Annotated in this window: 28 protein-coding genes; 17 read left to right on the top strand and 11 right to left on the bottom strand. The window is 64.0% G+C overall.

The features are described from left to right. The first annotated feature begins 52 nt into the window (after positions 1-52). From V9K84_RS16930 to tldD, 3 genes are read left to right on the top strand one after another with little or no spacing between them, the layout of a single operon-like run. Positions 53-3,868: a YhdP family protein gene (locus V9K84_RS16930; protein ID WP_088515327.1), complete on the top strand. Its 3,816-nt coding sequence runs from the start codon at positions 53-55 to the stop codon at positions 3,866-3,868. 9 nt (positions 3,869-3,877) lie between these two features. Next, on the top strand, positions 3,878-4,729 hold the full coding sequence (locus V9K84_RS16925; RefSeq protein WP_054916383.1) for a carbon-nitrogen hydrolase family protein: 852 nt from the start codon (positions 3,878-3,880) through the stop codon (positions 4,727-4,729). A 2-nt stretch (positions 4,730-4,731) separates the two neighbouring features. Further along, complete coding sequence (gene tldD, locus V9K84_RS16920) at positions 4,732-6,171, top strand: metalloprotease TldD (RefSeq protein ID WP_043862470.1); 1,440 nt, start codon at positions 4,732-4,734, stop codon at positions 6,169-6,171. 42 nt (positions 6,172-6,213) lie between these two features. Here tldD and yjgA read toward each other — a convergent pair whose 3' ends face one another. Beyond that, positions 6,214-6,735, bottom strand: coding sequence for a ribosome biogenesis factor YjgA (gene yjgA / locus V9K84_RS16915; protein WP_043862469.1), 522 nt, complete (start codon positions 6,733-6,735; stop codon positions 6,214-6,216). Between the two features lie 108 nt (positions 6,736-6,843). Here yjgA and pmbA point away from each other — a divergent pair, with 108 nt between their 5' ends. The 6 genes from pmbA (at position 6,844) to V9K84_RS16885 (ending at position 12,139) form a co-directional block, all read left to right on the top strand. After that, complete coding sequence (gene pmbA, locus V9K84_RS16910; RefSeq protein WP_088515328.1) at positions 6,844-8,190, top strand: metalloprotease PmbA; 1,347 nt, start codon at positions 6,844-6,846, stop codon at positions 8,188-8,190. A 169-nt stretch (positions 8,191-8,359) separates the two neighbouring features. Beyond that, positions 8,360-8,761: a hypothetical protein gene (locus V9K84_RS16905; RefSeq protein ID WP_043862467.1), complete on the top strand. Its 402-nt coding sequence runs from the start codon at positions 8,360-8,362 to the stop codon at positions 8,759-8,761. Further along, the gene (locus V9K84_RS16900; protein WP_058541428.1) at positions 8,754-10,130 is read left to right on the top strand and encodes a class II fumarate hydratase; all 1,377 of its coding nucleotides are present in this window, start codon (positions 8,754-8,756) and stop codon (positions 10,128-10,130) included. The genes V9K84_RS16905 and V9K84_RS16900 overlap by 8 nt, the downstream gene beginning before the upstream one ends. Before the next feature lie 29 nt (positions 10,131-10,159). Next, complete coding sequence (locus V9K84_RS16895) at positions 10,160-10,621, top strand: hypothetical protein (RefSeq protein ID WP_043862465.1); 462 nt, start codon at positions 10,160-10,162, stop codon at positions 10,619-10,621. 1 nt (position 10,622) lies between these two features. Then, positions 10,623-11,234 carry a superoxide dismutase gene (locus tag V9K84_RS16890; RefSeq protein ID WP_088515329.1) on the top strand — a complete coding sequence of 204 codons (612 nt, stop codon included), beginning with the start codon at positions 10,623-10,625 and terminating at the stop codon, positions 11,232-11,234. 11 nt (positions 11,235-11,245) lie between these two features. Next, positions 11,246-12,139 carry a ZIP family metal transporter gene (locus V9K84_RS16885; RefSeq protein WP_058541430.1) on the top strand — a complete coding sequence of 298 codons (894 nt, stop codon included), beginning with the start codon at positions 11,246-11,248 and terminating at the stop codon, positions 12,137-12,139. A 15-nt stretch (positions 12,140-12,154) separates the two neighbouring features. Here the strand turns inward: V9K84_RS16885 and V9K84_RS16880 are convergent, their stop codons facing one another. The 10 genes from V9K84_RS16880 to V9K84_RS16835 form a co-directional block, all read right to left on the bottom strand. Then, the gene (locus V9K84_RS16880; RefSeq protein ID WP_043862462.1) at positions 12,155-12,427 is read right to left on the bottom strand and encodes an HPr family phosphocarrier protein; all 273 of its coding nucleotides are present in this window, start codon (positions 12,425-12,427) and stop codon (positions 12,155-12,157) included. Positions 12,428-12,447: 20 nt separating this feature from the next. Further along, complete coding sequence (rapZ, locus tag V9K84_RS16875) at positions 12,448-13,302, bottom strand: RNase adapter RapZ (RefSeq protein ID WP_043862461.1); 855 nt, start codon at positions 13,300-13,302, stop codon at positions 12,448-12,450. A 2-nt stretch (positions 13,303-13,304) separates the two neighbouring features. Beyond that, positions 13,305-13,769, bottom strand: a complete 465-nt coding sequence (gene ptsN, locus V9K84_RS16870; protein WP_043862460.1) for a PTS IIA-like nitrogen regulatory protein PtsN — start codon at positions 13,767-13,769, stop codon at positions 13,305-13,307. Positions 13,770-13,781: 12 nt separating this feature from the next. Continuing rightward, a complete protein-coding gene (gene raiA / locus V9K84_RS16865) occupies positions 13,782-14,090 on the bottom strand; it encodes a ribosome-associated translation inhibitor RaiA (protein ID WP_043862459.1) in 309 nt (102 codons plus the stop codon). 82 nt (positions 14,091-14,172) lie between these two features. Then, the gene (locus V9K84_RS16860; RefSeq protein WP_088515330.1) at positions 14,173-15,666 is read right to left on the bottom strand and encodes an RNA polymerase factor sigma-54; all 1,494 of its coding nucleotides are present in this window, start codon (positions 15,664-15,666) and stop codon (positions 14,173-14,175) included. Between the two features lie 188 nt (positions 15,667-15,854). After that, entirely contained in the window at positions 15,855-16,580 is a 726-nt protein-coding gene (gene lptB / locus V9K84_RS16855) for an LPS export ABC transporter ATP-binding protein (RefSeq protein WP_043862457.1), read from the bottom strand. Then, positions 16,581-17,105, bottom strand: coding sequence for a lipopolysaccharide transport periplasmic protein LptA (gene lptA / locus V9K84_RS16850; protein ID WP_054916380.1), 525 nt, complete (start codon positions 17,103-17,105; stop codon positions 16,581-16,583). It abuts the gene before it with no gap. Then, positions 17,092-17,664, bottom strand: a complete 573-nt coding sequence (gene lptC, locus V9K84_RS16845; protein WP_043862455.1) for an LPS export ABC transporter periplasmic protein LptC — start codon at positions 17,662-17,664, stop codon at positions 17,092-17,094. Before lptC ends, lptA begins: the two co-directional genes overlap by 14 nt. An 8-nt stretch (positions 17,665-17,672) precedes the next feature. Further along, on the bottom strand, positions 17,673-18,197 hold the full coding sequence (locus V9K84_RS16840) for an HAD family hydrolase (RefSeq protein WP_043862454.1): 525 nt from the start codon (positions 18,195-18,197) through the stop codon (positions 17,673-17,675). After that, complete coding sequence (locus V9K84_RS16835; protein WP_043862453.1) at positions 18,198-19,172, bottom strand: KpsF/GutQ family sugar-phosphate isomerase; 975 nt, start codon at positions 19,170-19,172, stop codon at positions 18,198-18,200. Positions 19,173-19,428: 256 nt separating this feature from the next. On the opposite strand from V9K84_RS16835, the gene V9K84_RS16830 reads away from it, so the two are divergent. The 8 genes from V9K84_RS16830 to hisG all read left to right on the top strand — a co-directional run bounded on the left by V9K84_RS16830 (position 19,429) and on the right by hisG (position 24,838). After that, complete coding sequence (locus V9K84_RS16830) at positions 19,429-20,238, top strand: ATP-binding cassette domain-containing protein (RefSeq protein WP_043862452.1); 810 nt, start codon at positions 19,429-19,431, stop codon at positions 20,236-20,238. Continuing rightward, entirely contained in the window at positions 20,238-21,035 is a 798-nt protein-coding gene (mlaE, locus tag V9K84_RS16825; RefSeq protein WP_043862451.1) for a lipid asymmetry maintenance ABC transporter permease subunit MlaE, read from the top strand. The genes V9K84_RS16830 and mlaE overlap by 1 nt, the downstream gene beginning before the upstream one ends. After that, positions 21,035-21,502 (top strand): outer membrane lipid asymmetry maintenance protein MlaD, encoded by a 468-nt coding sequence (mlaD, locus tag V9K84_RS16820; RefSeq protein WP_043862450.1) that lies wholly within the window; start codon positions 21,035-21,037, stop codon positions 21,500-21,502. Before mlaE ends, mlaD begins: the two co-directional genes overlap by 1 nt. A gap of 9 nt (positions 21,503-21,511) precedes the next feature. Beyond that, complete coding sequence (locus V9K84_RS16815) at positions 21,512-22,162, top strand: ABC transporter substrate-binding protein (protein ID WP_338791498.1); 651 nt, start codon at positions 21,512-21,514, stop codon at positions 22,160-22,162. Beyond that, the gene (locus tag V9K84_RS16810) at positions 22,159-22,461 is read left to right on the top strand and encodes an STAS domain-containing protein (protein WP_054916378.1); all 303 of its coding nucleotides are present in this window, start codon (positions 22,159-22,161) and stop codon (positions 22,459-22,461) included. The genes V9K84_RS16815 and V9K84_RS16810 overlap by 4 nt, the downstream gene beginning before the upstream one ends. Before the next feature lie 115 nt (positions 22,462-22,576). Next, the gene (locus V9K84_RS16805; protein ID WP_010223373.1) at positions 22,577-22,816 is read left to right on the top strand and encodes a BolA family protein; all 240 of its coding nucleotides are present in this window, start codon (positions 22,577-22,579) and stop codon (positions 22,814-22,816) included. 23 nt (positions 22,817-22,839) lie between these two features. Then, positions 22,840-24,105 carry a UDP-N-acetylglucosamine 1-carboxyvinyltransferase gene (murA, locus tag V9K84_RS16800; protein WP_043862447.1) on the top strand — a complete coding sequence of 422 codons (1,266 nt, stop codon included), beginning with the start codon at positions 22,840-22,842 and terminating at the stop codon, positions 24,103-24,105. 97 nt (positions 24,106-24,202) lie between these two features. Next, a complete protein-coding gene (hisG, locus tag V9K84_RS16795; RefSeq protein ID WP_088515331.1) occupies positions 24,203-24,838 on the top strand; it encodes an ATP phosphoribosyltransferase in 636 nt (211 codons plus the stop codon). The last annotated feature ends 31 nt before the right edge of the window (positions 24,839-24,869 follow it).

Below are 24,869 nucleotides of genomic sequence, written 5' to 3'. Positions count from 1 at the left end.
AAAACTGCGCGTACCGGGCCATAGTTAACGGACCACACGGGGAGCCCTTGCCATGGAGCGTCTGATCCGCGTTCTGGGCATCTTGACCCGTTGGGGGCTTGGCCTGTGCGCCTTGCTTGCCGTGCTGGTGGCGTTGTACGTCAGCCTTGGCCGCGAGCTGGTGCCACTGGTTGCCGAGTACCGCGCCGAGGTGGAGCAGAAGGCCGAGGCCGCACTGGGCATGCCGGTGCATATCGGTGCCCTGGAAGGCCGCTGGAGCGGTCTTGCGCCGGTGTTGCGCGTGCGCGACGTGCAGCTGGGCGAAGGCGCCGGCGCCTTGCGCCTGGACGAGGTCAAGGTGGTGCCCGACCTGTGGGCCAGCCTGATGCAGCGCCAGGTCCGCCTGGCCCAGGTCGAACTGGGCGGCCTGCAACTGAACCTGCACGAAGATGAAAACGGTCACTGGAGCCTCAAGGGGCTGCCGGTGCAGGACGATCAGCCACTGGATGTACAGCAGTTGCTCGAACGCAGCCAGGTGGTGGCGAAGGTGTCGGTGCTCGACAGCCAGGTGACCCTGGAGCCGTTCGCGCATGAGCCGATGACCCTGACCTATGTGAGCCTCGGGCTGCAGACCGGCAGCGTGCGCCAGCGCCTGGATGCGCGCCTGACCCTGCCCGACGGCCAGCCGATGAGCCTGAGCCTGCGCAGCCGCGTGCGCGCCGACCAGTGGCGCGACGGTGCGGTGGATGCCTACCTCAGCCTGCCACAGAGCGACTGGGCCAAATGGGTGCCGGCGCGGCTGCTGGGCCCGTACACGGCCAGCGAACTGCGTGCCGGTGGCGAGGCCTGGGTAGGGTGGGGCAAAGGCCAGTTGCAGACCGCGACGCTGCGCCTCAACGCGCCCCAGCTCAAGGGTGCGCATGCCGGTCGCAAGGCGGTAAAGGTCGAGAACCTGGCGCTCAATGCCTGGTTCAGGCGTAGCGACAAGGGCTTTGACGTGGTGCTCGATTCCCTGGCCATGAGCCTGGGCGACACCCGCTGGGAATCCCACGTTCAACTCAGGCAGAGCGCCGCCACCGAGCCGGCCGATGAAGTGTGGGCGATCCAGGCCGACCGCCTCGACCTGACCCCGCTGACCCCGCTGATCCAGGCGCTCGCGCCGCTACCGGAGGCGGGCATGGCCGTGGTCGAGGGCCTCAAGGTCACAGGCGGCCTGCGCAATGTGCGCCTGGACGTGCGGCCCAGGGCCGAAGGCGATCAGCGCCTGAGCTTTGCAGCCAACCTGGACCGCGTCGGCTTCAACGCCTACCACGGCGCCCCCGCTGCCGGGAATGTCAGCGGCAGCATCAGCGGCGACCTGGGCCAGGGCGAGCTGCGCCTGGACACCGACAAGTTCATGCTGCACCTAACGCCGATCTTCGCCGACCCCTGGCATTACCTGAAGGCCAATGCACGCCTGACCTGGCGACTGGACTCCGAGGGTTTCACCCTGGTTGCGCCGTACCTTAAGGTACTGGGTGACGAGGGCAGGATTGCCGGCGACTTCCTGATCCGGCTGCTGTTCGACGATGCACGCGAAGACTACATGGACCTGCGTGTGGGCCTGGTCGACGGCGATGGCCGCTACACCGCCAAGTACCTGCCCGAAGTGCTCAGCCCTGCGCTGGACCACTGGTTGCGCACCGCAATCCTCAAGGGCGCGGTGGATGAAGGCTACTTCCAGTACCAGGGCTCGCTGCACCACGGCGCGACCCCCGAGTCGCGCAGCATCAGCCTGTTCTTCAAGGTGCATGACGCCGAGTTGGACTTCCAGCCCGGCTGGCCCCACGTGAGCAAGGTCGATGGCGACGTGTTCATCGAGGACACCGGTGTGCGGGTCAAGGCGCGCAGCGGCCAGTTGCTCGGCACCCGGGTGCGCAATGTGGACGTGAACATTCCCCATGTGAACGAAGGCGAGCATACCCACCTGTACCTGGACGGAGAGTTCGACGGGCGCCTGGCCGACGGGGTGAAGATCCTGCAGGACGCGCCGATCGGTACCGGCCCGACCTTCGCCGGCTGGGAAGGCGAGGGCCCGCTGCAGGGCAAGCTCAAGCTCGATATCCCCCTGGAGCACGGCCAGCAGCCCAAGGTGCTGGTGGACTTCAGCACCGAACAGGCGCGCCTGAAGCTGAGTGAACCGCCGCTGGAGCTGAGCCAGTTGAACGGCACTTTCCGCTTCGACTTCGACAAGGGGCTCAGCGGCCAGAACATCACCGCGCGCGCCTTCGACAAGCCCATCAGCGCACAGATCTTTGCCGAGGGGCAGCCTGGGCAACTGCAGACCCGTATCGCCGCCAAGGGCCAGATCGCCTTGAAGGCGCTGACCGACTGGCTGAAATTCACCCAGCCCTTGCCAGCCTCCGGAGAAATCCCCTACCAGTTGCAGGTCAGTGTCGGCAGCCGCGAAAACCAGCTGAGCATCGACTCTACCCTCAAGGGCCTGAAAGTGGACCTGCCGGCGCCGTTCGGCAAGGCGGTCAGCGAAACCCGGGCCACGCAGTTCAAGATGAACCTGCAAGGGCCGCAACAGCGCTTCGATGTGGCCTACGCCGACGTCGCCAGGCTGGCCTATGCCGCGCCTGCCGGCAAGCTCGGCCAGGGGCGCGGTGAGCTGCTGCTGGGCAACGGCACGGCGCAACTGCCGGCCGGTCAGGGCCTGCGGGTGCGTGGCCGGCTCGCCCAGTTGGACATTGAGCCCTGGCAGAAGCAGTTCGAGCAGATGGCCGGTGACGATCCGGGCGGCAATGCCCGGCAGGTGCTCAACAGCGTGGACGTGAGCATCGGCCAGCTCAAGGGCTTTGGCCAGACCCTCAACCAGGCAGTGGTACGCCTGGACCGCGGGAGCAACTTCTGGAACCTGCGCCTGGACAGCAAGGAGGTCATCGGCACGGCCCGCCTGCCCGATGCCAAGGGCGCCCCGATCGTGATCAACCTGCCGACCCTCCACCTGCCGCCGTCCGACCCGGCCGACGCCAGCGCAGTGGACGGACCGGACCCGCTGGCCGATGTCGACCCGCGCAAGATCCCGGCGATCGACCTGAGCATCGGCAGGCTGTTCCTTGGCGATGATCTGCTCGGCAGCGTCGCGCTGAAAACCCGTCCCACCTCCAAGGGCGTGGCCCTGAACGACCTGGACCTGAACCTCAAGGGCCTGGCGATCGATGGCACCGCCACCTGGGAAGGCACGCCGGGGCGCAGCGACAGCTGGTACAAGGGGCGCCTGGAAGGCAAGAACCTGGCCGATGTGCTGACCGCCTGGGGCTTCGCGCCGACGGTGACCAGCCGCGACTTCCGCCTGGACGTGGACGGACGCTGGCAGGGGTCGCCGGCCTGGGTCAGCCTCAAGCACTTCTCCGGCAACCTCGATGCCTTGCTGCGCAAGGGGCAGTTCGTCGAAGTGGAAGGCGGGGCGCAGGCCTTGCGCGTGTTCGGCCTGCTCAATTTCAACTCGATCGGCCGGCGTCTGCGCCTGGACTTCTCCGACCTGCTCGACAAGGGCCTGAGCTACGACCGGGTCAAGGGCCTGCTGGTGGCAAGCGAGGGGGTGTATGTGACGCGCGAGCCGATCACCCTGACCGGCCCGTCCAGCAACCTCGAGCTCGATGGCACCCTGGACATGGTTCGGGACCGGGTCGATGCGACCTTGCAGGTGACCTTGCCGGTGACCAACAACCTGCCCCTGGCGGCGCTGATCGTGGGCGCGCCAGCGGTGGGCGGGGCGCTGTTCCTGGTGGACCGGCTGCTGGGGGATCGGGTGGCGCGCTATGCCAGTGTGCATTACCGCGTCGAGGGCCCGTGGAAAGAGCCTAAGATTAGCTTTATCAAACCTTTCGAGAAGTCGCGCTAGAACATGGACATGACGTCAGCGGTTATTCAGATGGTCAGCCAGGACGATGTGCCGGGCAACCTGGCGCGGGCCCGTGCCCTGCTGGAGCGGGCTGCCGAAGGGGGCGCGCGGCTGGCGGTGCTGCCGGAAAACTTCGCTGCCATGGGCCGGCGCGACAGTGCCGCCATCGGCCGGGCCGAGGCGCTGGGGGAGGGGCCGATCCTGCCCTGGTTGAAACAGGCCGCCCGCGACCTCAGGTTATGGATTGTAGCGGGCACCTTGCCGCTGCCGCCGCTCGACCGGCCCGAGGCCAAAGCCCATGCCTGCTCCCTGCTGGTCGACGAGCACGGCGAGCAGGTGGCCCGCTACGACAAGTTGCATCTGTTCGATGTGGATGTGGCCGACAACCGTGGCCGCTACCGCGAGTCGGACGATTATGCCCACGGCGCGCGGGTGGTGGTGGCCGATACCCCGGTGGGGCGCCTGGGCCTGAGCGTGTGCTACGACCTGCGCTTTCCCGAGCTGTACAGCGCGCTGCGTGCGGCCGGGGCCGAACTGATCAGTGCACCGGCAGCCTTTACTGCAGTAACCGGTGCGGCCCATTGGGACGTGCTGATTCGCGCCAGGGCCATAGAGACACAGTGTTACGTATTGGCGGCCGCCCAGGGCGGCACGCACCCGGGGCCACGGGAAACCCATGGCCATGCCGCCATCGTCGACCCCTGGGGGCGTATCGTTGCCCAGCAGGCCAGCGGTGAAGCGGTGCTGCTGGCGCCCCGCGACAGTAGCGAACAGGCGTCCATTCGGGCGCGAATGCCGGTGGCCTCGCACCGGCGCTTTTTTTCGCAGGACGCATTGCGGCCTGCGCACACCTCGGAGTGACTATGAGCGAGTTGTTATCCACTGTCAGCGATCACCTGCTGGCGCCGGGCGGCCTGACCCTCGACAGCCTGCAATCGGTGCTGGGCGAGTTGGCCGGGCCGGGAATCGACGCCGCCGACCTGTACTTCCAGGGCCAGATTTCAGAGTCCTGGGCGCTTGAAGACGGCATCGTCAAGGAAGGCAGCTTCAACCTCGACCAGGGGGTCGGGGTACGCGCCCAGTCTGGTGAAAAGACCGGCTTTGCCTACAGCAACGCGATCAACCTCGAAGCCCTGACTTCCGCTGCACGCGCCGCGCGCTCCATTTCCCGCGCCGGCCAGAATGGCAGCGTGCAGGCCTTCAAGAGCCAGGACGTGACCGCGCTGTATGCGCCGGGCAACCCGCTGGATGTGCTCAGCCGCGCCGAGAAGGTCGAGCTGCTCAAGCGTGTCGACGTGGCCACGCGTGCCCTGGACCCGCGCATCCAGCAGGTCAGCGTGAGCATGGCCGGGGTGTGGGAGCGCATTCTGGTGGCCGCTGCCGATGGCAGCCTGGCGGCCGACGTGCGGCCGCTGGTGCGCTTCAACGTCAGTGTGATCGTCGAGCAGAATGGCCGTCGCGAACGTGGCGGGCATGGCGGCGGCGGGCGCACCGACTACCGCTACTTCACCGACGAGCGGGTGATGGGTTTTGCCCGCGAGGCGCTGCGCCAGGCACTGGTCAACCTCGAGGCCATTCCGGCACCGGCCGGCACCTTGCCGGTGGTGATGGGCGCCGGGTGGTCCGGTGTGCTGCTGCACGAGGCGGTCGGGCATGGCCTGGAGGGCGATTTCAACCGCAAGGGCAGCTCGGCCTACAGTGGCCACCTGGGCGAGAAGGTCGCGTCCAGCCTGTGCACCATCGTCGACGACGGCACCCTCGAAGGGCGCCGCGGTTCGTTGAGCGTCGATGACGAAGGCACTCCGACCGAATGCACCACACTGATCGAGAACGGCATTCTCAAGGGCTACATGCAGGACAAGCTCAATGCCCGCCTGATGGGCATGGCAGTCACCGGCAACGGGCGGCGCGAGTCGTATGCGCACCTGCCGATGCCACGCATGACCAACACCTACATGCGCGCCGGCGAAAGCGACCCGGCGGAGATCATCGCCTCGGTCAAGCGTGGCATCTACTGCGCCAACCTCGGCGGTGGCCAGGTGGACATCACCAGCGGCAAGTTCGTGTTCTCCACCAGCGAGGCTTACCTGATCGAAGACGGCAAGATCACCGCGCCGGTCAAGGGTGCGACGCTGATCGGCAACGGCCCCGAGGCCATGAGCCGGGTGTCGATGGTCGGCAACGACCTGTCGCTGGACAGTGGTGTGGGCACCTGTGGCAAGGATGGGCAGTCGGTGCCGGTGGGCGTTGGCCAGCCGACCCTGAAGATCGATGCGATCACCGTGGGTGGCACGGGCGCATGAGCATGAAACCGGGCGGGCAGGGTGCCTGCCCGGTGGCGAGAATCAGCGCAGGCCGCGCTGGATTTCGTCGAGGTCGCGGATGTACTTGAAGATCTTGCGGCTGGCGGTGGGCGCCTTGTTGCGCGCCAGCTCGTGCTGGGCCTGGCGGATCAGCGAGCGCAGCTGCTGGCGATCGGCGTCCGGGTACTCCTGGACGAACTTCTCCAGTACGTCGTCGGTGCCGCCGATCAGCCGGTCGCGCCAGCGTTCGAGGTTGTGGAAGCGTTCGTTGTACTGGCGCGAAGAGGCGTCGAGCTGGTCGAGCAGCGCGAGGATCGCGTCGATGTCCTGGTCGCGCATCAGCTTGCCGATGAACGACTTGTGACGGCGCTTGGCTTCGTTCGCGGTGTGCCGCTTGTGCTCTTCCAGGGCCGCGCGCAGTTCGTCGGTCAAGGGCAGTTTGGCCAGGATATCGGGCTTGAGCGTGGTAAGGCGCTCGCCCATATCAACCAGCGCCTGCATCTCGCGCTTGATTTGGGTTTTGCTTTTTTCGCCGTCGAAGGCGGTGTCGTAAGAATCAACCATGGGGGCAGTCCGCTGAGAATCGCCGCCATGATAACCAGTCGGGGGCCGCTTGTCCGGTCCGGTCGTAGATTGACCCGAGCCGAACGCAGAATTTGAGTGGAGAAAACCATGAGTGCAGTCCAGAGCGTAGGTCCGCAGGCCCTGCCGGCGTTGCAGGAACAGGTCGAACAGATCATCGCCGAAGCCCGGCGCCAGGGCGCCAGCGCCTGCGAAGTGGCCGTATCGCTGGAGCAGGGGTTGTCGACCTCGGTGCGCCAGCGCGAGGTGGAGACGGTGGAGTTCAACCGCGACCAGGGCTTCGGCATCACCCTGTATGTGGGCCAGCGCAAGGGCTCGGCAAGCACCTCGGCCAGTGGCAGCGATGCCATCCGCGAAACCGTGGCGGCGGCCCTGGCCATTGCCAAGCACACCTCCGAGGACGAATGCTCGGGCCTGGCCGACCCTGCCCTGATGGCCCGTGACCTGCAGGATTTCGACCTCTATCACGCCTGGGACATCACCCCCGAGCAGGCCATCGAAAAGGCCCTGGCCTGCGAAGCCGCGGCGTTCGACACCGATGCCCGCATCAAGAACGCCGATGGCACCACACTCAGCACCCACCAGGGATGCCGGGTGTACGGCAACAGCCACGGCTTCATCGGTGGCTACGCCTCCACCCGCCACAGCCTGAGCTGCGTGATGATCGCCGAAGGTGACGGGCAGATGCAGCGTGACTACTGGTATGACGTGAACCGCCAGGGCGAGCTGCTGGCCGATCCGCAGAGCATCGGGCGTCGCGCGGCGCAGCGTGCGGCGGCGCGCCTGGGCGCACGTCCGGTGTCGACCTGCGAGGTACCGGTGCTGTTCTCGGCGGAGCTGGCCGGCGGGTTGTTCGGCAGTTTCCTGTCGGCGATTTCCGGCGGCAACCTGTACCGCAAGTCGTCGTTTCTGGAAGGCTGCATGGGCCAGCGCCTGTTCCCCAGCTGGCTGACCCTGGACGAGCGGCCGCACCTGCAGCGTGCCCTGGGCAGTGCCTCGTTCGATGGGGACGGCCTGGCGACCTATGCCAAGCCGTTCGTCGAAAATGGCGAGCTGGTGTCGTATGTGCTGAGCACCTATTCCGGACGCAAGCTGGGGCTGCCAAGCACCGCCAACGCCGGTGGCGTGCACAACCTGTTCGTGACGCATGGGGTCGAAGATCAGGCTGCATTGCTGCGCCGCATGGGGCGCGGGTTACTGGTGACCGAGCTGATGGGGCATGGCTTGAACATGGTGACCGGTGACTATTCGCGCGGGGCAGCGGGGTACTGGGTGGAGAACGGCGAGATCCAGTTTGCGGTTCAGGAAGTCACGATTGCCGGCAACATGAAGGACATGTTCCAGCAGATTGTCGCTATCGGCAACGATCTTGAAACCCGTAGCAATATTCACACAGGCTCGGTGCTGATCGAGCGCATGACGGTCGCCGGCAGCTGACACTGCCGGCCTGTGCGCGGTCCCCGTAGGCGCCGGCGTTGCCGGCGAAGGGGCCACCTCAGGTTACACATCGAAGCCCGGCCCCGTGCCGGGCTTTTTGCTTTTCGCCTTTAGTCGCACTTGAACTGATTCTGATTATCACTTAATAATGACTATCATTATCTAGGCGATGATGTTCATGAGACCTGTCCTTCACGAATTGCCCTACCTCGAAAACTGGCGCTGGCTGAGCCGGCGAATTCGCTGTGCCCTCGAGCCCGACGAGCCGCGCCTGATCGAACACTACCTGGCCGAAGGTCGCTACCTGGTCTGCTGCACCGAGACCTCGGCCTGGACCGTTGCCTTGACTTCCTTCCGCCTGCTGCTCGACACCGCGTGCGACCGCATGCTGCCGTGGCATTGGCGCTGCTTGTGCCTGGACCAGGCCTGGAAGCCGCTGCTGCAGCTGCGCAAGCTCGACGGCGGCGAGCACGGCCAGCGCTGGCAGCCCTTCGCCCTGCAACTGGCGAACTGCACGCTGCTGCCTTCGATTTCTTTCGCTGAACTGATGCAAGGACTTGATGATGAGTAATACCCGTATCGAGCGTGACAGCATGGGTGAGCTGCAGGTGCCGGCCGAGGCCCTGTATGGCGCCCAGACCCAGCGCGCGGTGAACAACTTCCCGATCAGCCAGCAGCGCATGCCGACCCAGTTCATCCGGGCCCTGCTGCTGGCCAAGGCCGCCGCCGCCAAGGCCAACGTCGAGCTGGAGCAGATCAGCCAGGCACAGGGCGCTGCCATCGTCACCGCCGTGGAACAGTTGCTGGCTGGCGATTTCATGCAGCACTTCCCGGTCGACGTGTACCAGACCGGCTCCGGCACCAGCTCCAACATGAATGCCAACGAGGTGATCGCGACCCTGGCCAGCCGTGTGCTGGGCGACACGGTAAACCCCAATGACCATGTCAACTGCGGCCAGAGCAGCAACGACATCATCCCCACCACCATCCACGTGAGCGCCGCGCTGGCCCTGCACGAACAACTGCTGCCGGCGCTCAAGCACCTGGTGCAGGTGATCGAGCACAAGGCCGAGCAGGTGCACCCGTTCATCAAGACCGGTCGCACCCACCTGATGGACGCCATGCCCGTGCGCATGAGCCAGGTGCTGGGCGGCTGGGCGGCACAGGTCAAGGCGGGCATCGGTCACCTGAACGACACCCTGCCAAGCCTGCAGGCCCTGGCCCAGGGCGGCACTGCGGTGGGCACCGGGATCAACGCCCACCCCGCGTTCGCCGCGCGCTTCAGCCAGCAACTGAGCGGCCTGACCGGGGTGCAGTTCGTGCCGGGGGAAAACCTGTTTGCCCTGATCGGCTCGCAAGACACCGCCGTGGCTGTTTCCGGCCAGCTCAAGGCCACCGCCGTGGCCCTGATGAAGATCGCCAACGACCTGCGCTGGATGAACTCCGGCCCGCTTGCCGGGCTGGGCGAGATCGAGCTTGAAGGGCTGCAGCCCGGCTCCTCGATCATGCCGGGCAAGGTCAACCCGGTGATTCCGGAAGCCACCGCCATGGTGGCCGCGCAGGTCATCGGCAACGATGCGGCCATCGCCGTTGCGGGCCAGTCGGGCAACTTCGAGCTGAACGTGATGCTGCCGATCATTGCGCAGAACCTGCTGGGCAGCATCGAGCTGATGGCCAATGTGAGCCGTCTGCTGGCCGACAAGGCCATCGCCACCTTCAAGGTCAACGAACCCAAGCTCAAGGAAGCCCTGGCGCGCAACCCGATCCTGGTGACCGCGCTGAACCCGATCATCGGCTACCAGAAGGCTGCCGAAATCGCCAAGACCGCCTACAAGCAGGGGCGCCCGATCATCGAGGTTGCGCTGGAACACACCGACCTGCCGCGCAGCCAGCTGGAAGTCCTGCTCGACCCTGAAAAACTCACGGCCGGCGGTATCTGACACCGCCCACCGCTTCGGAGGTTTCTGTCATGCAGCATTGGAAACGCACCACTGAAATAGCCAACCGCCTGTTCCAACAGGGCGATCTGGTGGATGCCCGCGAGTTGTACTTGCAGGCCCTGGCCTTGGCCCAGGTGTTGTTCGAGCGCTGGCAGGACGCCGACGAGGCGGTGGCCGCCTGTGTGATTTCGCACCACAACCTGGCCGACCTGCATTTGCGCCTCAAGCAGCCGCAGGAGAGCGCCGAGTACCTGTGCGCCATCCACCAGCGCCTGTTGCAGGCCAGCCAGGATCAGCGCCTTTCGCCGTTGCTGCGCGATGCGGCGCTGCGCCAGAGCAGCAAGACCTACACCGAACTACTCAATTTCATCAGCGAGTATGGCCAGTACCCCCGTACCGAACGCCTGCTCTACCGCCAGGGGGCGCAGCCGGCGCTGTTTGCCGGCCAGGAACAACTACAGCCCCCAGCCCTTCATTATGGAACCCACTGATATGCCGCATACCTTGCCTGCATTGCCGTACGCCTACGATGCGCTGGAACCGCACATCGACACCCAGACCATGCAGATTCACCACAGCAAGCACCACCAGACCTACATCAACAACCTCAATGCCGCCATCGAGGGCACCGAATACGCCGAGTGGCCGATCGAGCAACTGGTCGCCAGCGTCACGAGCCTGCCGCAGAATCTGCAGGCCGCAGTGATCAACCAGGGCGGCGGGCATGCCAACCACAGTCTGTTCTGGATGGTGATGGCGCCCGGCGGCGGCGGTCAGCCCCACGGCGCGGTGGGCGAGGCGATCGATGACCAGCTGGGCGGTTTCGAGGCATTCAAGGATGCGTTCACCAAGGCTGCGCTGACCCGCTTCGGCAGTGGCTGGGCGTGGCTGAGCGTAACGCCGCAGAAAACCCTGGTGGTAGAGAGCAGCGGCAACCAGGACAGCCCGCTGATGAATGGCAATACGCCCATTCTTGGCCTGGACGTGTGGGAGCATGCCTACTACCTGCTGTACCAGAACCGTCGCCCCGAATACATCGGCGCCTTCTACAACGTGATCAACTGGTCCGAAGTAGAGCGTCGCTACGTTGCTGCCCTGGTGTGAGTCCTAGCGGCATGCGCTCGGAGGTGATGGCCATTGGCGGTGTGCGCCTGTTCAGGTTGGCGCTGGGCACACTGCTGCTGTTGGTGGGGACGGCGTTGCTGCTGGTACAGGGCTTCGCCTGGCTGGACCTGGAACCGCGGATGTTGCGTGCGCTTGAGGGTGGGGCCATGTGTGCGCTGGGCACTGCCCTGGGCGCAGTGCCGGTGTTGGTGATTCGCAGCATGCCGGTGGCCGTGGCCGATACCCTGATGGGGTTCGGTGCAGGCGTGATGCTGGCCGCCACGGCGTTCTCGTTGATCATCCCGGGGCTGGACGCCGCACAGGCGGTCGGCTTCGGCAAATGGGGGGCAGGTGGCCTGATCAGCTTCGGCCTGCTGTTCGGTGCGTTTTGCATCTACCTGGTGGACCGCAGGGTCTCGGGCGCAACACCGGACGACCTGGTCGCCGTGCCCGGCAGGCCGGTGATTCCGGCGCGCATCTGGGTGTTCGTGATTGCCATCATTGCCCACAACATCCCCGAAGGCATGGCCATCGGGGTGTCGGCCGGTGGCGGCATGCCGGATGCCGACAGCCTGGCCATGGGTATCGCCCTGCAGGATGTGCCAGAGGGGCTGGTGATCGCGCTGGTGCTGGCTGGAGCGGGGATGGGCCGTTTCAAGGCGTTTCTGATCGGCGCGGCATCCGGGCTGGTGGAGCCACTGGCGGCGGTACTGTGCGCGTGGGTGGTGAGCGTCGCCGAACTGATGCTGCCGCTGGGCCTGGCTTTCGCTGCCGGGGCCATGTTGCTGGTGGTGACCCAGGAGATCATTCCCGAGTCACGCAGCAACGGCAATCATCGCCTGGCCAGCCTGGGGCTGTGCATCGGGTTCTGCCTGATGATGGTGATGGATACCGCGTTGTCCTGAAGCGAGAAGGCGAGGTTACTCGCCTTCGTCGAAATAGTTGTTGATCAGTTCGACCAGGCCTTGCAGCGCTTCGGCTTCCTGTTCGCCTTCGGTCTTGAGGTGGATGCTCGTGCCCTTGCCGGCGGCGAGCATCATCACGGCCATGATGCTCTTGCCATCGACCATCGACTCCGGGGTACGGCCTACACGCACCGAACACGGGTACTTGCCCGCCACGCCAACGAACTTGGCCGCTGCCCGGGCGTGCAGCCCCAGCTTGTTGATAATCTCGATTTCAATTGCGGGCATCGCGGGCGGGATCCTGAGGGCTAGAGGTCGCGGTGGCGAACCTGGACGTTCTTCAATGTTTGTTGCAGCACCTGGCCCAGGCGTTCGGTGATGTACACCGAGCGATGATGACCGCCGGTGCAGCCGATGGCGATGGTGACATAGGCCCGGTTGCTGGCGGCGAACCGTGGCAGCCACTTGAGCAGGTACGACGAAATGTCCTGGAACATCTCCTCGACGTCCGGTTGCGCGGCCAGGTAGTCGATGACCGGTTGCTCCAACCCCGAATGATCCCGCAGCTCGGGCTTCCAATAGGGGTTGGGCAGGCAGCGCACATCGAACACCAGGTCGGCGTCGACCGGCATGCCACGCTTGAAGCCGAACGACTCCACCAGAAACGCCGTGCCAGGCTCGGGCTGGTTGAGCAGGCGCAGCTTGATCGAGTCGCGCAGCTGGTACAGGTTGAGGTTGGTGGTGTCGATCTTGAGGTCGGCCAGGTCGGCGATCGGCCCCAGCAGGTCGCTCTCTACCCGGATGGCTTCGGCCAGGGAGCGTTGCGTGTTGGTCAGCGGGTGGCGTCGGCGCGTCTCCGAGAAGCGCTTGAGCAGGGTTTCCTCGTCGGCGTCCAGGTACACCACATCGCAATGGATGTGCTTGCTGCGGGCATCCTCCAGCAGCTCGGGGAAGCGGCTCAGGTGGCTGGGCAGGTTGCGCGCGTCGATGGAAACGGCCACCAGCGGCTGCAGTAGCTCGGTATTGATCAGTGCGTTTTCGGCCAGTTGCGGCAACAGCCCGGCAGGCAGGTTGTCGATGCAGTAGTAGCCGTTGTCCTCAAGTACCGCGAGCGCGGTGCTCTTGCCGGAGCCGGAGCGACCGCTGACGATGATCAAGCGCATGTTCAGTGCCCGTTTTGCACGTCCAGTACGACCTGGTACAGGGATTGGCTATCGGTGGCCGCGCGCAGTTTGTCGCGCACGTCCTTGCGGTCGAGCATGCTGGCGATCTGGCGCAGCAGCTCAAGGTGCGCATCGGTGGCGGCTTCCGGGACCAGCAGCAGAAACAGCAGGTCGACGGGGGCGCCATCGATGGCGTCGAAGTCGATGGGAGCGTCCAGGTGCAGCAGGGCGCTTACCGGTTTTTCACAACCTTTCAAGCGGCAGTGCGGGATGGCGATACCATTGCCGAAGCCGGTCGAGCCCAGTTTTTCACGGGCGATCAGGCTCTCGAACACGGTTTGGGTGTCCAGCTCGGGTACTTCCTTGCCGATCAGATTGGCAATCTGTTCGAGCGCACGCTTTTTACTGCCGCCCGGCACGTTCACGAGGGAACGGCCGGGGGTCAGGATATCTTCTAGTCGGATCATGGGTGGGGGGGATCAGCGGGCCGCTGCACCTTGCAGGAGGCTTTGCTGTTTTTCCTTGTGTTTTTTCAGTTGGCGGTCGAGCTTGTCGGTAAGGGCGTCGATCGCTGCATACATGTCTTGATGTTCGGCGTTGGCAACCACTTCGCCGCCCGGGATCTGCAAGGTAGCCTCAATTTTCTGCTGAAGCTTTTCGACCTTCATGATCACCGTCACGTTGGTGATCTTGTCGAAGTGACCCTCCAGTCGTTTCAGCTTCTGCTCGACATACTCGCGCAGTGGCGGAGTGACTTCTACATGCTGTCCACTGATATTGACTTGCATACAGCTTCTCCTTTTGTTGCCGGTGCATAAGAGGCAGGTGTTGCGCCTGCCACTGAATTGCGGTGGCACATCTCAGGGGATGTCACATCAATCGCTTGCGTTCGCTCGACGGTGCAATGCCAAGGGACTCGCGGTACTTGGCGACGGTGCGACGGGCTACCTGGATGCCTTGTGCCTCCAGTAAACCAGCGATCTTGCTGTCACTCAATGGCTTTTTCTGATTTTCAGCCGCGACCAGTTTCTTGATGATCGCGCGGATCGCCGTGGACGAGCATTCGCCGCCCTCGGAGGTGCTCACGTGGCTCGAGAAAAAGTATTTCAGTTCGTAGATGCCGCGCGGGGTGTGCATGTATTTCTGCGTGGTCACCCGCGAAATGGTCGACTCGTGCATGCCCACCGCCTCGGCGATATCGTGCAGTACCAGCGGTTTCATCGCCTCGTCGCCGTGGTCGAGAAAGCCGCGCTGGTGCTCGACGATCTGCGTGGCCACCTTCATCAGCGTCTCGTTGCGGCTCTGCAGGCTCTTGATGAACCAGCGCGCCTCCTGCAACTGGTTGCGCATGAAGGTGTTGTCGGCGCTGGTGTCGGCGCGACGCACGAAACCGGCGTATTGCGGGTTGACCCGCAGGCGCGGCACGGCTTCCTGGTTCAGCTCGACCAGCCAGCGGTCGGAATCCTTGCGCACGATGACATCGGGCACCACGTATTCGGCTTCGCTGGACTCGATCTGCGAGCCGGGGCGCGGGTTGAGGCTCTGTACCAGTTCGATGACCTGGCGCAGTTCGTCTTCCTTGAGCTTCATGCGACGCATCAGCTGGCTGTAGTCGCGGCTGCCGAGCAGGTCGATGTAGTCGCTGACCAGGCGCTGCGCCTCGGCCATCCACGGCGTACGCGGCGGCAGCTGGCGCAGTTGCAGCAGCAGGCATTCGCTGAGGTTGCGGGCACCGATGCCGGCGGGCTCGAACTGCTGGATACGGTGCAGCACGGCCTCGACTTCGTCGAGTTCGATGTCCAGTTCCGGGTCGAACGACTCGCACACCTCTTCGAGGGTTTCCTCGAGATAGCCCTGGTTGTTGATGCAGTCGATCAGCGTCACGGCAATCAGCCGGTCGGTGTCGGACATCGGTGCCAGGTTGAGCTGCCACAGCAGGTGGCTCTGCAGGCTCTCGCCGGCGGAGGTGCGGGTGGTGAAGTCCCACTCGTCATCGTCATTGCTGGGCAGGCTGCTGGCGCTGGTCTGGTAGATGTCTTCCCAGACCGTGTCGACCGGCAGTTCGTTGGGGATGCGCTCGTTCCATTCGCCTTCTTCGAGGTTGTCCACCGTGGGGGCGGACTCCTGGAAGCTGCTCTCCTGAGGTTCGACAACCGGCTTGGTCTCGGCGTTGTCGGCCATCGGGTCGCTGTTGTCGAAATCCTCGCCTTCTTCCTGGCGTTCGAGCATCGGGTTGGACTCCAGCGCCTCCTGGATTTCCTGTTGCAGGTCCAGGGTGGAGAGCTGGAGCAGTCGGATAGCCTGTTGCAACTGAGGAGTCATCGTCAGTTGCTGGCCCATTCTTAGGACGAGCGATGGTTTCATGGCTGGGGCTTAACACCTTATTCGCCGGCGCACAGGCGCCATCTACTACAAGGGCGCGAGAGGCGCCAACTTTAAGCAAATTATATGCCTGAAATCAAAGCGTTTGCCTAGAGCGCTGGAACAATTAACCCCGGGTGGAGCCATTTGCCAGCGCCCAGGCAGCGCCATGTTCAGCCATGTGCCGCAGCTTACAGGCGGAACTCGTGGCCGAGGTACACCTCTTTCACCAGGTCGTTGGCCAGGATGGTCTGTGCATCGCCTTCGGCGATCAGCTGGCCATCGTTGACGATGTAGGCGGTTTCGCAGATATCCAGGGTTTCACGGACGTTGTGGTCGGTGATCAGCACGCCGATGCCCTTGGCCTTGAGGTGGTGGATGATCTGCTTGATGTCGCCCACGGAGATCGGGTCGACACCGGCGAAAGGTTCGTCGAGCAGGATGAACTTGGGCGCGGTGGCCAGTGCCCGGGCAATCTCCACCCTGCGCCGCTCACCACCGGACAGGCTCATGCCCAGGTTGTCGCGGATGTGGCTGATGTGAAATTCCTGCAGCAGGCTTTCAAGCTCCTTGCGGCGACCATCGCGGTCGAGCTCCTTGCGGGTCTCGAGGATCGCCATGATGTTGTCGGCCACCGACAGCTTGCGAAAGATCGAGGCTTCCTGCGGCAGGTAGCCGATGCCGGCACGTGCGCGACCATGCATGGGCTGGTGGCTGACGTCCAGGTCGTCGATCAGCACGCGGCCCTGGTCGGCCTGTACCAGGCCGACGATCATGTAGAAGCAGGTGGTCTTGCCGGCGCCGTTGGGGCCGAGCAGGCCGACGATCTGGCCGCTGTCGATGGACAGGCTGACATCACGCACGACTTGCCGGCTTTTGTAGGCCTTGGCCAGGTGCTGGGCTTTGAGGGTTGCCATCTACTCGGCCTTCTTCTTCGGCTGGATCACCATGTCGATGCGCGGACGCGACTCGGTGACTTTGCCACCGCGACCAGCGGTAGCGATCTGCTTCACCGTGTCGTAGACGATTTTCTCGCCTTCGGTGGTGTTGCCTTCATTGATGACCTTGGCGCGGTCGATCAGCACGATGCGGTTCTGTGGCGCATTGTACTGAATGGTCTTGCCGTAGCCCTGCATCTTGTCCGGCTTGGCTGCGCTCTGCTGCTGCTCGAAGTAGGCCAGGTTGCCCACCGAGGTCACGACGTCGATATCGCCGGAGGCAGTGCGGGTGATGGTCACGGTGTTGCCTTTGATCATCATCGAGCCCTGGGTGATGATCACGTCACCGGTATAGGTGGCAACGCCTTTCTTGTCATCCAGTTGAGCCTGGTCAGCCTGGATACGGATAGGCTGATCACGGTCGTTCGGCAGGGCCCAGGCGCTCGCGCTTCCCAGTGCTGCGCTCAGGCTGAGCAAAAAGGGGAGGGTTTTAACGAGCCTCATACTGTCCTCTTACGTTGGACAGCAGGTTCATCCTGCCGTCTTTCAGATACGCTTTCATTCCCTTGCCCGTAGTTGTGCCACCGGCGCCGTCGATTCTAACGGCTTGCTCGGTCTGCGCATATTGCTTCTGCGGGAAGACTGTCATGCGGGTGGTGGTAATGATGGTTTCGCGGTTCTGGTCGTCGGTGCGGGCAACCCGCACGTTGTCGATCAGTTCCACTTCGGTGCCGTCCGGGTTGACCTCGCCGCGGGTGCTCTGCACGTGCCACGGGTAGGCGGTACCGCGGTACATGTTGAGGTCCGGCGTGGTCAGCAGCGTCACTTCGCTGGCCTTGAGGTGTTCGACCTTGTCGGCGGTCATCTCGTACTGCAGCTTGCCATCGGGCAGAAACTGCACGCTGTGGGCATTGATGGCGTAGTAGTCGATGGCGCTTTCGTCGACCTGCGCTGCGGGCTCGTCGAGGAACGTCTCGGGGCTGATGTTCCAGTAGCCGACCGCTGCAAACAAGGCAGCGATCACACTGAACAGCGCGATATTGCGGATCTTTTTACTGAACATGGATCGCTCTACAGGTAGTTGGCATTCGCCGCGTCCAGGTTGCCCTGGGCTTGCAGGATCAGTTCGCAGAACTCGCGGGCTGCGCCTTCGCCTCCGCGCGCAAGGGTCACGCCATGGGCGTGCTGGCGCACGAACGGAGCGGCACTGGCTACGGCCATGCCCAGGCCGACCCGGCGAATCACCGGCAGGTCTGGCAGGTCGTCGCCCAGGTAGGCAACCTGTTCATAGCTTAGGCCCAGTTGACCAAGAAGGTCGTCGAGCACCACCAGTTTATCTTCCCGGCCCTGGTACAGGTGCGGGATGCCGAGGTTCTTCGCACGACGTTCGACCACCGGCGTCTTGCGCCCGCTGATGATCGCGGTGGTCACGCCCGAGTTCATGAGCATCTTGATGCCCTGGCCGTCGAGGGTGTTGAAGGTCTTGAATTCGCTGCCGTCCTCGAGAAAGTACAGGCGACCGTCGGTCAGCACGCCGTCCACATCGAATACCGCCAGCTTGATGGCCTTGCCGCGTTGCAGCAGATCGTCGTTCATTTACATCACTCCGGCGCGCAGCAGGTCGTGCATGTTCAGGGCGCCGACCGGCTGGTCGAGCGTGTCAACCACCACCAGCGCGCTGATCTTGTGGTCTTCCATGATCTTCAGGGCCTCGGCCGCGAGCATCTCGGCGCGGGCGGTCTTGCCGTGTACGGTCATCACTTCGTCGATCAGCGTGGTGTGCACGTCGATGTTGCGATCCAGGCTGCGGCGCAGGTCGCCGTCGGTGAACACCCCGGCCAGGCGGCCGTCGCTTTCGCGCACCACGGTCATGCCCAAACCTTTGCGAGACATTTCAAGCAGGGCGTCCTTGAGCAGCGTGCCGCGCTGAACCTGGGGCAGTTCGTCACCGCCGTGCATCACGTTCTCGACCTTGAGCAGCAGGCGTCGGCCCAAGGCGCCGCCCGGGTGCGAGAAGGCGAAGTCTTCGGCGGTGAAGCCGCGCGCCTCGAGCAGGGCGATGGCCAGGGCGTCGCCGAGTACCAGCGCAGCGGTGGTCGAGGACGTCGGGGCCAGGTTCAGCGGGCAGGCCTCCTGGCCCACGCGGGCGTCCAGGTTGACCTCGGCGGCCTTGGCCAGCGGCGAGTCGGGGTTGCCGGTGAGGCTGATGAGCTTGATGCCCAGGCGCTTGATCAGTGGCAGCAGGGTCACGATTTCGTTGGTGGTGCCCGAGTTGGACAGTGCCAGGATGATGTCGTCCCGGGTGATCATGCCCATGTCGCCGTGGCTGGCCTCGGCGGGGTGAACGAAGAACGACGTGGTGCCGGTGCTGGCCAGGGTGGCGGCAATCTTGTTGCCGATGTGCCCGGATTTGCCCATGCCCACCACCACGACCCGGCCCTTGCTGGCCAGGATCAGCTCGCAGGCCTTGACGAAATCGGCGTCGATATGGGCCAGCAGGCCCTCTACCGCTTCGATCTCGAGACGGATGGTGCGCTGTGCGGATTGGATCAGGTCGGTGGATTGGCTCATGTCGTAGATCGGATTGCCTGATGAAAAGGCGGGGATTATAGCGGTAATGCGCCAAAGCCTCACCTGTGATTGCAAGGATGCTCTGCCAGAAACCTTAAGTGAGCCTTAACTTGAGCTGAACAGCCTCGGTGATGGCCTTGGGGTGGCTCTATCAGCGGTGCTATAGTTCGCCGCCTGTTCGGCCCGCTCGGAGCGTGCGTGCCTCCATGAAGGAGGTTGGCGTCTGAGTGAAAAGGCTGCATCGCAAGGAGTTTAGATGAGCGTTGATAACGCCTACGCGGTCGAATTGAAGGGCGTGACCTTCAAGCGCGGCGCGCGCAGCATCTTCAATAATGTCGACATACGCATTCCCCGCGGCAAGGTTACCGGCATCATGGGGCCTTCCGGGTGCGGCAAGACCACGCTGCTGCGTCTGATGGGCGCGCAACTGCGCCCTGCCAGCGGCGAGGTGTGGGTGGCCGGGCAAAACCTGCCGACCCTGTCGCGCAGCGACCTGTTCGACGCGCGCAAGCACATGGGCGTGCTGTTCCAGAGCGGTGCACTGTTCACCGACCTCGACGTGTTCGAGAACGTCGCCTTCCCGCTGCGGGTGCATACCCAGCTGCCCGAGGAAATGATTCGTGACATCGTGCTGATGAAGCTGCAGGCCGTGGGCTTGCGCGGCGCCATCGAACTGATGCCCGACGAACTGTCCGGCGGCATGAAGCGCCGTGTGGCGCTGGCCCGGGCGATTGCCCTGGACCCGCAGATCCTCATGTACGACGAACCTTTCGTCGGCCAGGACCCGATCGCCATGGGCGTGCTGGTACGCCTGATCCGCCTGCTCAACGATGCGCTGGGCATCACCAGCATCGTGGTTTCGCACGATCTTGCAGAAACCGCGAGCATTGCCGACTACCTGTATGTGGTGGGGGACGGCCAGGTACTGGGCCAGGGTACGCCGCAGGAGCTGATGGAGTCGGACAACCCGCGTATCCGCCAATTCATGAAAGGCGATCCGGATGGCCCGGTGCCCTTTCATTTTCCTGCGCCTGATTACCGCGCCGATCTGTTGGGGAAGCGTTGATGCGCAGAAAGTCATTGCTCGAACGTATTCGTCTGTTTGGTCGCTCCGCGATCGACGTGGTGGCCGTGCTGGGGCGCTCCTGCCTGTTCCTGCTGCATGCCCTGGTGGGGCGCGGCGGGATTGGCGGCGGGTTCCAGTTGCTGGTCAAGCAGCTGTACTCGGTCGGCGTGATGTCGCTGGCCATCATCGTCGTGTCCGGCGTGTTCATCGGCATGGTGCTGGCCCTGCAGGGCTTCAGCATCCTCACCAAGTACGGTTCGGAACAGGCGGTGGGGCAGATGGTTGCCCTGACCCTGCTGCGTGAACTGGGCCCGGTGGTGACCGCGCTGCTGTTCGCCGGGCGGGCCGGGTCGGCGCTGACGGCCGAAATCGGCAACATGAAATCCACCGAGCAGCTGTCGAGCCTGGAGATGATCGGCGTCGACCCGCTCAAGTACATCGTTGCACCGCGCCTGTGGGCCGGCTTCATCTCGCTGCCGCTGCTGGCGATGATCTTCAGCGTGGTCGGCATCTGGGGCGGGTCCTGGGTGGCGGTGGACTGGCTGGGAGTCTATGAAGGTTCCTTCTGGTCGAACATGCAGAACAGCGTTTCGTTCGTCGACGATGTACTCAACGGGGTGCTCAAGAGCCTCGTGTTTGCCTTCGTCGTCACCTGGATTGCCGTATTCCAAGGCTATGACTGTGAGCCCACTTCAGAGGGGATCAGCCGTGCCACTACCAAGACCGTGGTCTATGCCTCGCTGGCAGTCCTGGGTCTGGACTTTATTCTGACCGCCTTGATGTTTGGAGATTTCTGATGCAAAACCGCACCCTGGAAATCGGTGTCGGCCTGTTCCTCCTGGCCGGGATCCTGGCACTGCTTCTGCTGGCCCTGCGCGTCAGCGGCCTGTCCGCCAGCCCGAGCAGCGATACCTATAAACTTTACGCCTACTTCGACAATATCGCCGGTTTGACTGTCAGAGCTAAAGTGACCATGGCCGGTGTAACCATCGGCAAGGTCACGGCCATCGATCTGGACCGCGATACCTATACCGGTCGGGTGACGTTGCAGCTGGAAAAACGCGTCGACAACCTGCCGACCGATTCCACCGCCTCGATCCTGACCGCCGGGTTGCTCGGCGAGAAGTACATCGGCATCAGCGTGGGCGGTGAGGAGGCGGTGCTCAAGGAAGGTGGAACCATCCATGACACCCAGTCGGCGCTGGTACTGGAAGATCTGATTGGCAAGTTTTTGCTCAATACCGTTGGCAAAGAAGCTAAATAAGGAGTTTCCATGATTTCCATCCTGCGACGCGGCCTGTTGGTATTGCTGGCGAGCCTGCCGTTGATGGCCGTTGCGGCCACGCAATCGCCCAAAGAAGTGATCCAGACCACCACCACGCAACTGCTGTCCGACCTCAAGGCGAACAAGGAGCAGTACAAGGCCAACCCCAGCGCGTTCTACGATGCGCTCAACGCCAACCTGGGACCGGTGGTGGATGCCGATGGCATCTCCCGCAGCATCATGACGGTCAAGTACTCGCGCAAGGCTACCCCGGCCCAGATGCAGCGCTTCCAGGAAAACTTCAAGCGCAGCCTGATGCAGTTCTATGGCAACGCCCTGCTGGAATACAACAACCAGGGCATCACCGTAGGCGCCGAGAAGAAGGACGGCGACGACCGTGCCAGCGTCGACATGACGGTCAAGGGCAACAACGGCGCCGTCTACCCGGTTTCCTACACCCTGATCAAGCTCAATGGCGAGTGGAAGGTGCGTAACGTCATCGTCAACGGCATCAACATCGGCAAGCTGTTCCGTGACCAGTTCGCCGACGCCATGCAGCGCAACGGCAACGACCTGGACAAGACCATCGACGGCTGGGCCGGCGAAGTGGCCAAGGCCAAGGAAACCACCGAGCAAGCGGCCGAGAAGCAGGCCCAATGAGTGCGGCAGTCACCCTTGCCGCACCCGGCGTGCTGAGCCTGTCCGGTGTGCTGGATTACCGCACCGGCCCGGTGCTGCGCAAGCAGGGCAGGGCCCTGATTGCTGCCAGTCGCGAGCCTTCGCTGGTGCTGGACTGTTCGGCGGTGGAGCTTTCCAGCAGCGTGGGTCTGTCCCTGCTGCTGGCCTTCACCCGTGACGGGCAGGCGGCGGGCAAGACCATCGAGGTGCGCGGCATGCCCCATGGCATGCACGAAATCGCTCAGGTGTACGGGCTCGGCGAGCTGCTGGCCGGTCAATAAATACGGGTGCGCGACGGGCCCCTCTGTCAGAGTCCTCGTTTACGGGGTTCGCAGGCGAGGGGCTTTTTTGTATGATGGCCGACCCGCGCGCACAGGGCGCCGATTGAGGTTGAGCATGCAGGCCGTAGAAGTTAAGAACTTCCTTGAAGAAAAGTTGCCGGGAACCCGGGTCGAAGTTGAAGGCGAAGGCTGCAACTTCCAGCTGAACGTAATCAGTGACGAATTGGCGGCCCTGAGCCCGGTCAAACGTCAGCAGCAGATCTATGCTCACCTGAACCCGTGGATCACCGATGGCAGCATCCATGCGGTAACCATGAAATTTTTCAGCAGCGCAGCCTGGGCTGAGCGCACCTGAGCCAACTTGGCGGCGAGATTCCAATGGACAAACTGATTATCACTGGCGGCGTTCGTCTCGATGGCGAAATCCGCATTTCCGGCGCAAAGAACGCAGCGCTGCCGATTCTGGCGGCCACCCTGCTGTGCGACGGCCCGGTCACCGTCGGCAACCTGCCGCACCTGCACGACATCACCACCATGATCGAGCTGTTCGGTCGCATGGGCATCGAGCCTGTGATCGACGAGAAGCTCGCGGTGGAGATCGACCCACGCACCATCAAGACCCTGGTCGCGCCGTATGAGCTGGTGAAGACCATGCGCGCCTCGATCCTGGTGCTGGGCCCGATGGTCGCCCGTTTCGGCGAGGCCGAAGTGGCCCTGCCTGGCGGTTGCGCCATTGGCTCGCGCCCGGTCGACCTGCACATCCGCGGCCTCGAGGCGATGGGCGCGAAGATCGAAGTCGAAGGCGGCTACATCAAGGCCAAGGCGCCTGAAGGCGGCCTGCGCGGTGCGCACTTCTTCTTCGACACCGTCAGCGTGACCGGTACCGAGAACATCATGATGGCCGCTGCCCTGGCCAAGGGCCGCAGCGTGCTGCAGAACGCCGCACGCGAGCCGGAAGTGGTCGACCTGGCCAACTTCCTCAACGCCATGGGCGCCAAGGTGCAGGGTGCCGGTACCGACACCATCACCATCGACGGCGTCGAGCGCCTGGGTTCGGCGGTATACCGCGTGATGCCCGACCGAATCGAGACCGGCACCTACCTGGTGGCCGCTGCCGTGACCGGCGGTCGCGTCAAGGTCAAGGACACCGATCCGACCATCCTCGAGGCGGTACTGGAGAAGCTCAAGGAAGCCGGTGCCGAAATCACCACCGGTGAAGACTGGATCGAGCTGGACATGCACGGCAAGCGGCCAAAAGCCGTGAACCTGCGCACCGCCCCGTACCCGGCGTTCCCTACCGACATGCAGGCGCAGTTCATCTCCCTCAACGCCATTGCCGAAGGCACCGGCGCGGTGATCGAGACGATCTTCGAAAACCGCTTCATGCACGTGTACGAGATGCACCGCATGGGCGCGCAGATCCAGGTCGAAGGCAACACCGCCATCGTCACCGGCACCAAGACCCTCAAGGGCGCTCCGGTCATGGCCACCGACCTGCGGGCTTCGGCCAGCCTGGTCATTTCGGCGCTGGTAGCCGAGGGTGACACCCTGATCGATCGCATCTACCACATAGACCGTGGCTACGAGTGCATCGAAGAGAAACTGCAGATGCTGGGCGCGAAGATCCGTCGCGTACCGGGCTAGCCCTGCACCCGGCGCAGGGACGCGCCACAAGAATCGATTGCCGTCGGGCGCCTGCACGGGTCCGGCGGCTAAAGCCGCTTAAGGATTGACGTTTCCCATGTTGACCATCGCGCTGTCCAAGGGCCGCATTCTCGACGACACCCTGCCATTGCTGGCAGAGGCGGGCATCGTGCCTACCGAGAATCCGGACAAAAGCCGCAAGCTGATCATCCCGACCACCCAGGACGATGTACGCCTGCTGATCGTGCGTGCCACCGACGTGCCGACCTACGTCGAGCATGGCGCCGCCGACCTGGGCGTGGCCGGCAAGGACGTGCTGATGGAGTACGGCGGCCAGGGCCTGTACGAGCCGCTGGACCTGCAGATTGCCCAATGCAAGCTGATGACCGCCGGTGCCATCGGCGCTGCCGAACCCAAGGGGCGCCTGCGCGTGGCCACCAAGTTCGTCAACGTCGCCAAGCGCTACTACGCCGAGCAGGGCCGTCAGGTCGACATCATCAAGCTGTACGGCTCGATGGAGCTGGCACCGCTGATCAACCTGGCCGACAAGATCATCGACGTGGTCGACACCGGCAACACCCTGCGTGCCAACGGCCTGGAACCCCAGGAACTGATCGCCACCATCAGCTCCCGGCTGGTGGTCAACAAGGCCTCGATGAAGATGCAGCACGCACGCATCCAGAGCCTGATCGACGCCTTGCGTCTGGCCGTGGGATCGCGACACCGCGGCTGACCCCTGCGCGCGACCTTCGCTGTCGCGCCCG

It is taken from the genome of Pseudomonas sp. AE27, from assembly GCF_037113495.1.
GTDB classification, from domain to species: Bacteria; Pseudomonadota; Gammaproteobacteria; order Pseudomonadales; family Pseudomonadaceae; genus Aquipseudomonas; species Aquipseudomonas palmensis.
Note: the sequence above shows the minus strand (reverse complement) of the source record. Positions and strands in the feature narration are given on the sequence as shown.

Coding starts and splice junctions, on each gene's coding strand:
- V9K84_RS16930 (WP_088515327.1), top strand. CDS start 53: ATGGAGCGTCTGATCCGCGTTCTGGGCATCTTGACCCGTTGGGGGCTT.
- V9K84_RS16925 (WP_054916383.1), top strand. CDS start 3,878: ATGACGTCAGCGGTTATTCAGATGGTCAGCCAGGACGATGTGCCGGGC.
- tldD (WP_043862470.1), top strand. CDS start 4,732: ATGAGCGAGTTGTTATCCACTGTCAGCGATCACCTGCTGGCGCCGGGC.
- yjgA (WP_043862469.1), bottom strand. CDS start 6,735: ATGGTTGATTCTTACGACACCGCCTTCGACGGCGAAAAAAGCAAAACC.
- pmbA (WP_088515328.1), top strand. CDS start 6,844: ATGAGTGCAGTCCAGAGCGTAGGTCCGCAGGCCCTGCCGGCGTTGCAG.
- V9K84_RS16905 (WP_043862467.1), top strand. CDS start 8,360: ATGATGTTCATGAGACCTGTCCTTCACGAATTGCCCTACCTCGAAAAC.
- V9K84_RS16900 (WP_058541428.1), top strand. CDS start 8,754: ATGAGTAATACCCGTATCGAGCGTGACAGCATGGGTGAGCTGCAGGTG.
- V9K84_RS16895 (WP_043862465.1), top strand. CDS start 10,160: ATGCAGCATTGGAAACGCACCACTGAAATAGCCAACCGCCTGTTCCAA.
- V9K84_RS16890 (WP_088515329.1), top strand. CDS start 10,623: ATGCCGCATACCTTGCCTGCATTGCCGTACGCCTACGATGCGCTGGAA.
- V9K84_RS16885 (WP_058541430.1), top strand. CDS start 11,246: ATGCGCTCGGAGGTGATGGCCATTGGCGGTGTGCGCCTGTTCAGGTTG.
- V9K84_RS16880 (WP_043862462.1), bottom strand. CDS start 12,427: ATGCCCGCAATTGAAATCGAGATTATCAACAAGCTGGGGCTGCACGCC.
- rapZ (WP_043862461.1), bottom strand. CDS start 13,302: ATGCGCTTGATCATCGTCAGCGGTCGCTCCGGCTCCGGCAAGAGCACC.
- ptsN (WP_043862460.1), bottom strand. CDS start 13,769: ATGATCCGACTAGAAGATATCCTGACCCCCGGCCGTTCCCTCGTGAAC.
- raiA (WP_043862459.1), bottom strand. CDS start 14,090: ATGCAAGTCAATATCAGTGGACAGCATGTAGAAGTCACTCCGCCACTG.
- V9K84_RS16860 (WP_088515330.1), bottom strand. CDS start 15,666: ATGAAACCATCGCTCGTCCTAAGAATGGGCCAGCAACTGACGATGACT.
- lptB (WP_043862457.1), bottom strand. CDS start 16,580: ATGGCAACCCTCAAAGCCCAGCACCTGGCCAAGGCCTACAAAAGCCGG.
- lptA (WP_054916380.1), bottom strand. CDS start 17,105: ATGAGGCTCGTTAAAACCCTCCCCTTTTTGCTCAGCCTGAGCGCAGCA.
- lptC (WP_043862455.1), bottom strand. CDS start 17,664: ATGTTCAGTAAAAAGATCCGCAATATCGCGCTGTTCAGTGTGATCGCT.
- V9K84_RS16840 (WP_043862454.1), bottom strand. CDS start 18,197: ATGAACGACGATCTGCTGCAACGCGGCAAGGCCATCAAGCTGGCGGTA.
- V9K84_RS16835 (WP_043862453.1), bottom strand. CDS start 19,172: ATGAGCCAATCCACCGACCTGATCCAATCCGCACAGCGCACCATCCGT.
- V9K84_RS16830 (WP_043862452.1), top strand. CDS start 19,429: ATGAGCGTTGATAACGCCTACGCGGTCGAATTGAAGGGCGTGACCTTC.
- mlaE (WP_043862451.1), top strand. CDS start 20,238: ATGCGCAGAAAGTCATTGCTCGAACGTATTCGTCTGTTTGGTCGCTCC.
- mlaD (WP_043862450.1), top strand. CDS start 21,035: ATGCAAAACCGCACCCTGGAAATCGGTGTCGGCCTGTTCCTCCTGGCC.
- V9K84_RS16815 (WP_338791498.1), top strand. CDS start 21,512: ATGATTTCCATCCTGCGACGCGGCCTGTTGGTATTGCTGGCGAGCCTG.
- V9K84_RS16810 (WP_054916378.1), top strand. CDS start 22,159: ATGAGTGCGGCAGTCACCCTTGCCGCACCCGGCGTGCTGAGCCTGTCC.
- V9K84_RS16805 (WP_010223373.1), top strand. CDS start 22,577: ATGCAGGCCGTAGAAGTTAAGAACTTCCTTGAAGAAAAGTTGCCGGGA.
- murA (WP_043862447.1), top strand. CDS start 22,840: ATGGACAAACTGATTATCACTGGCGGCGTTCGTCTCGATGGCGAAATC.
- hisG (WP_088515331.1), top strand. CDS start 24,203: ATGTTGACCATCGCGCTGTCCAAGGGCCGCATTCTCGACGACACCCTG.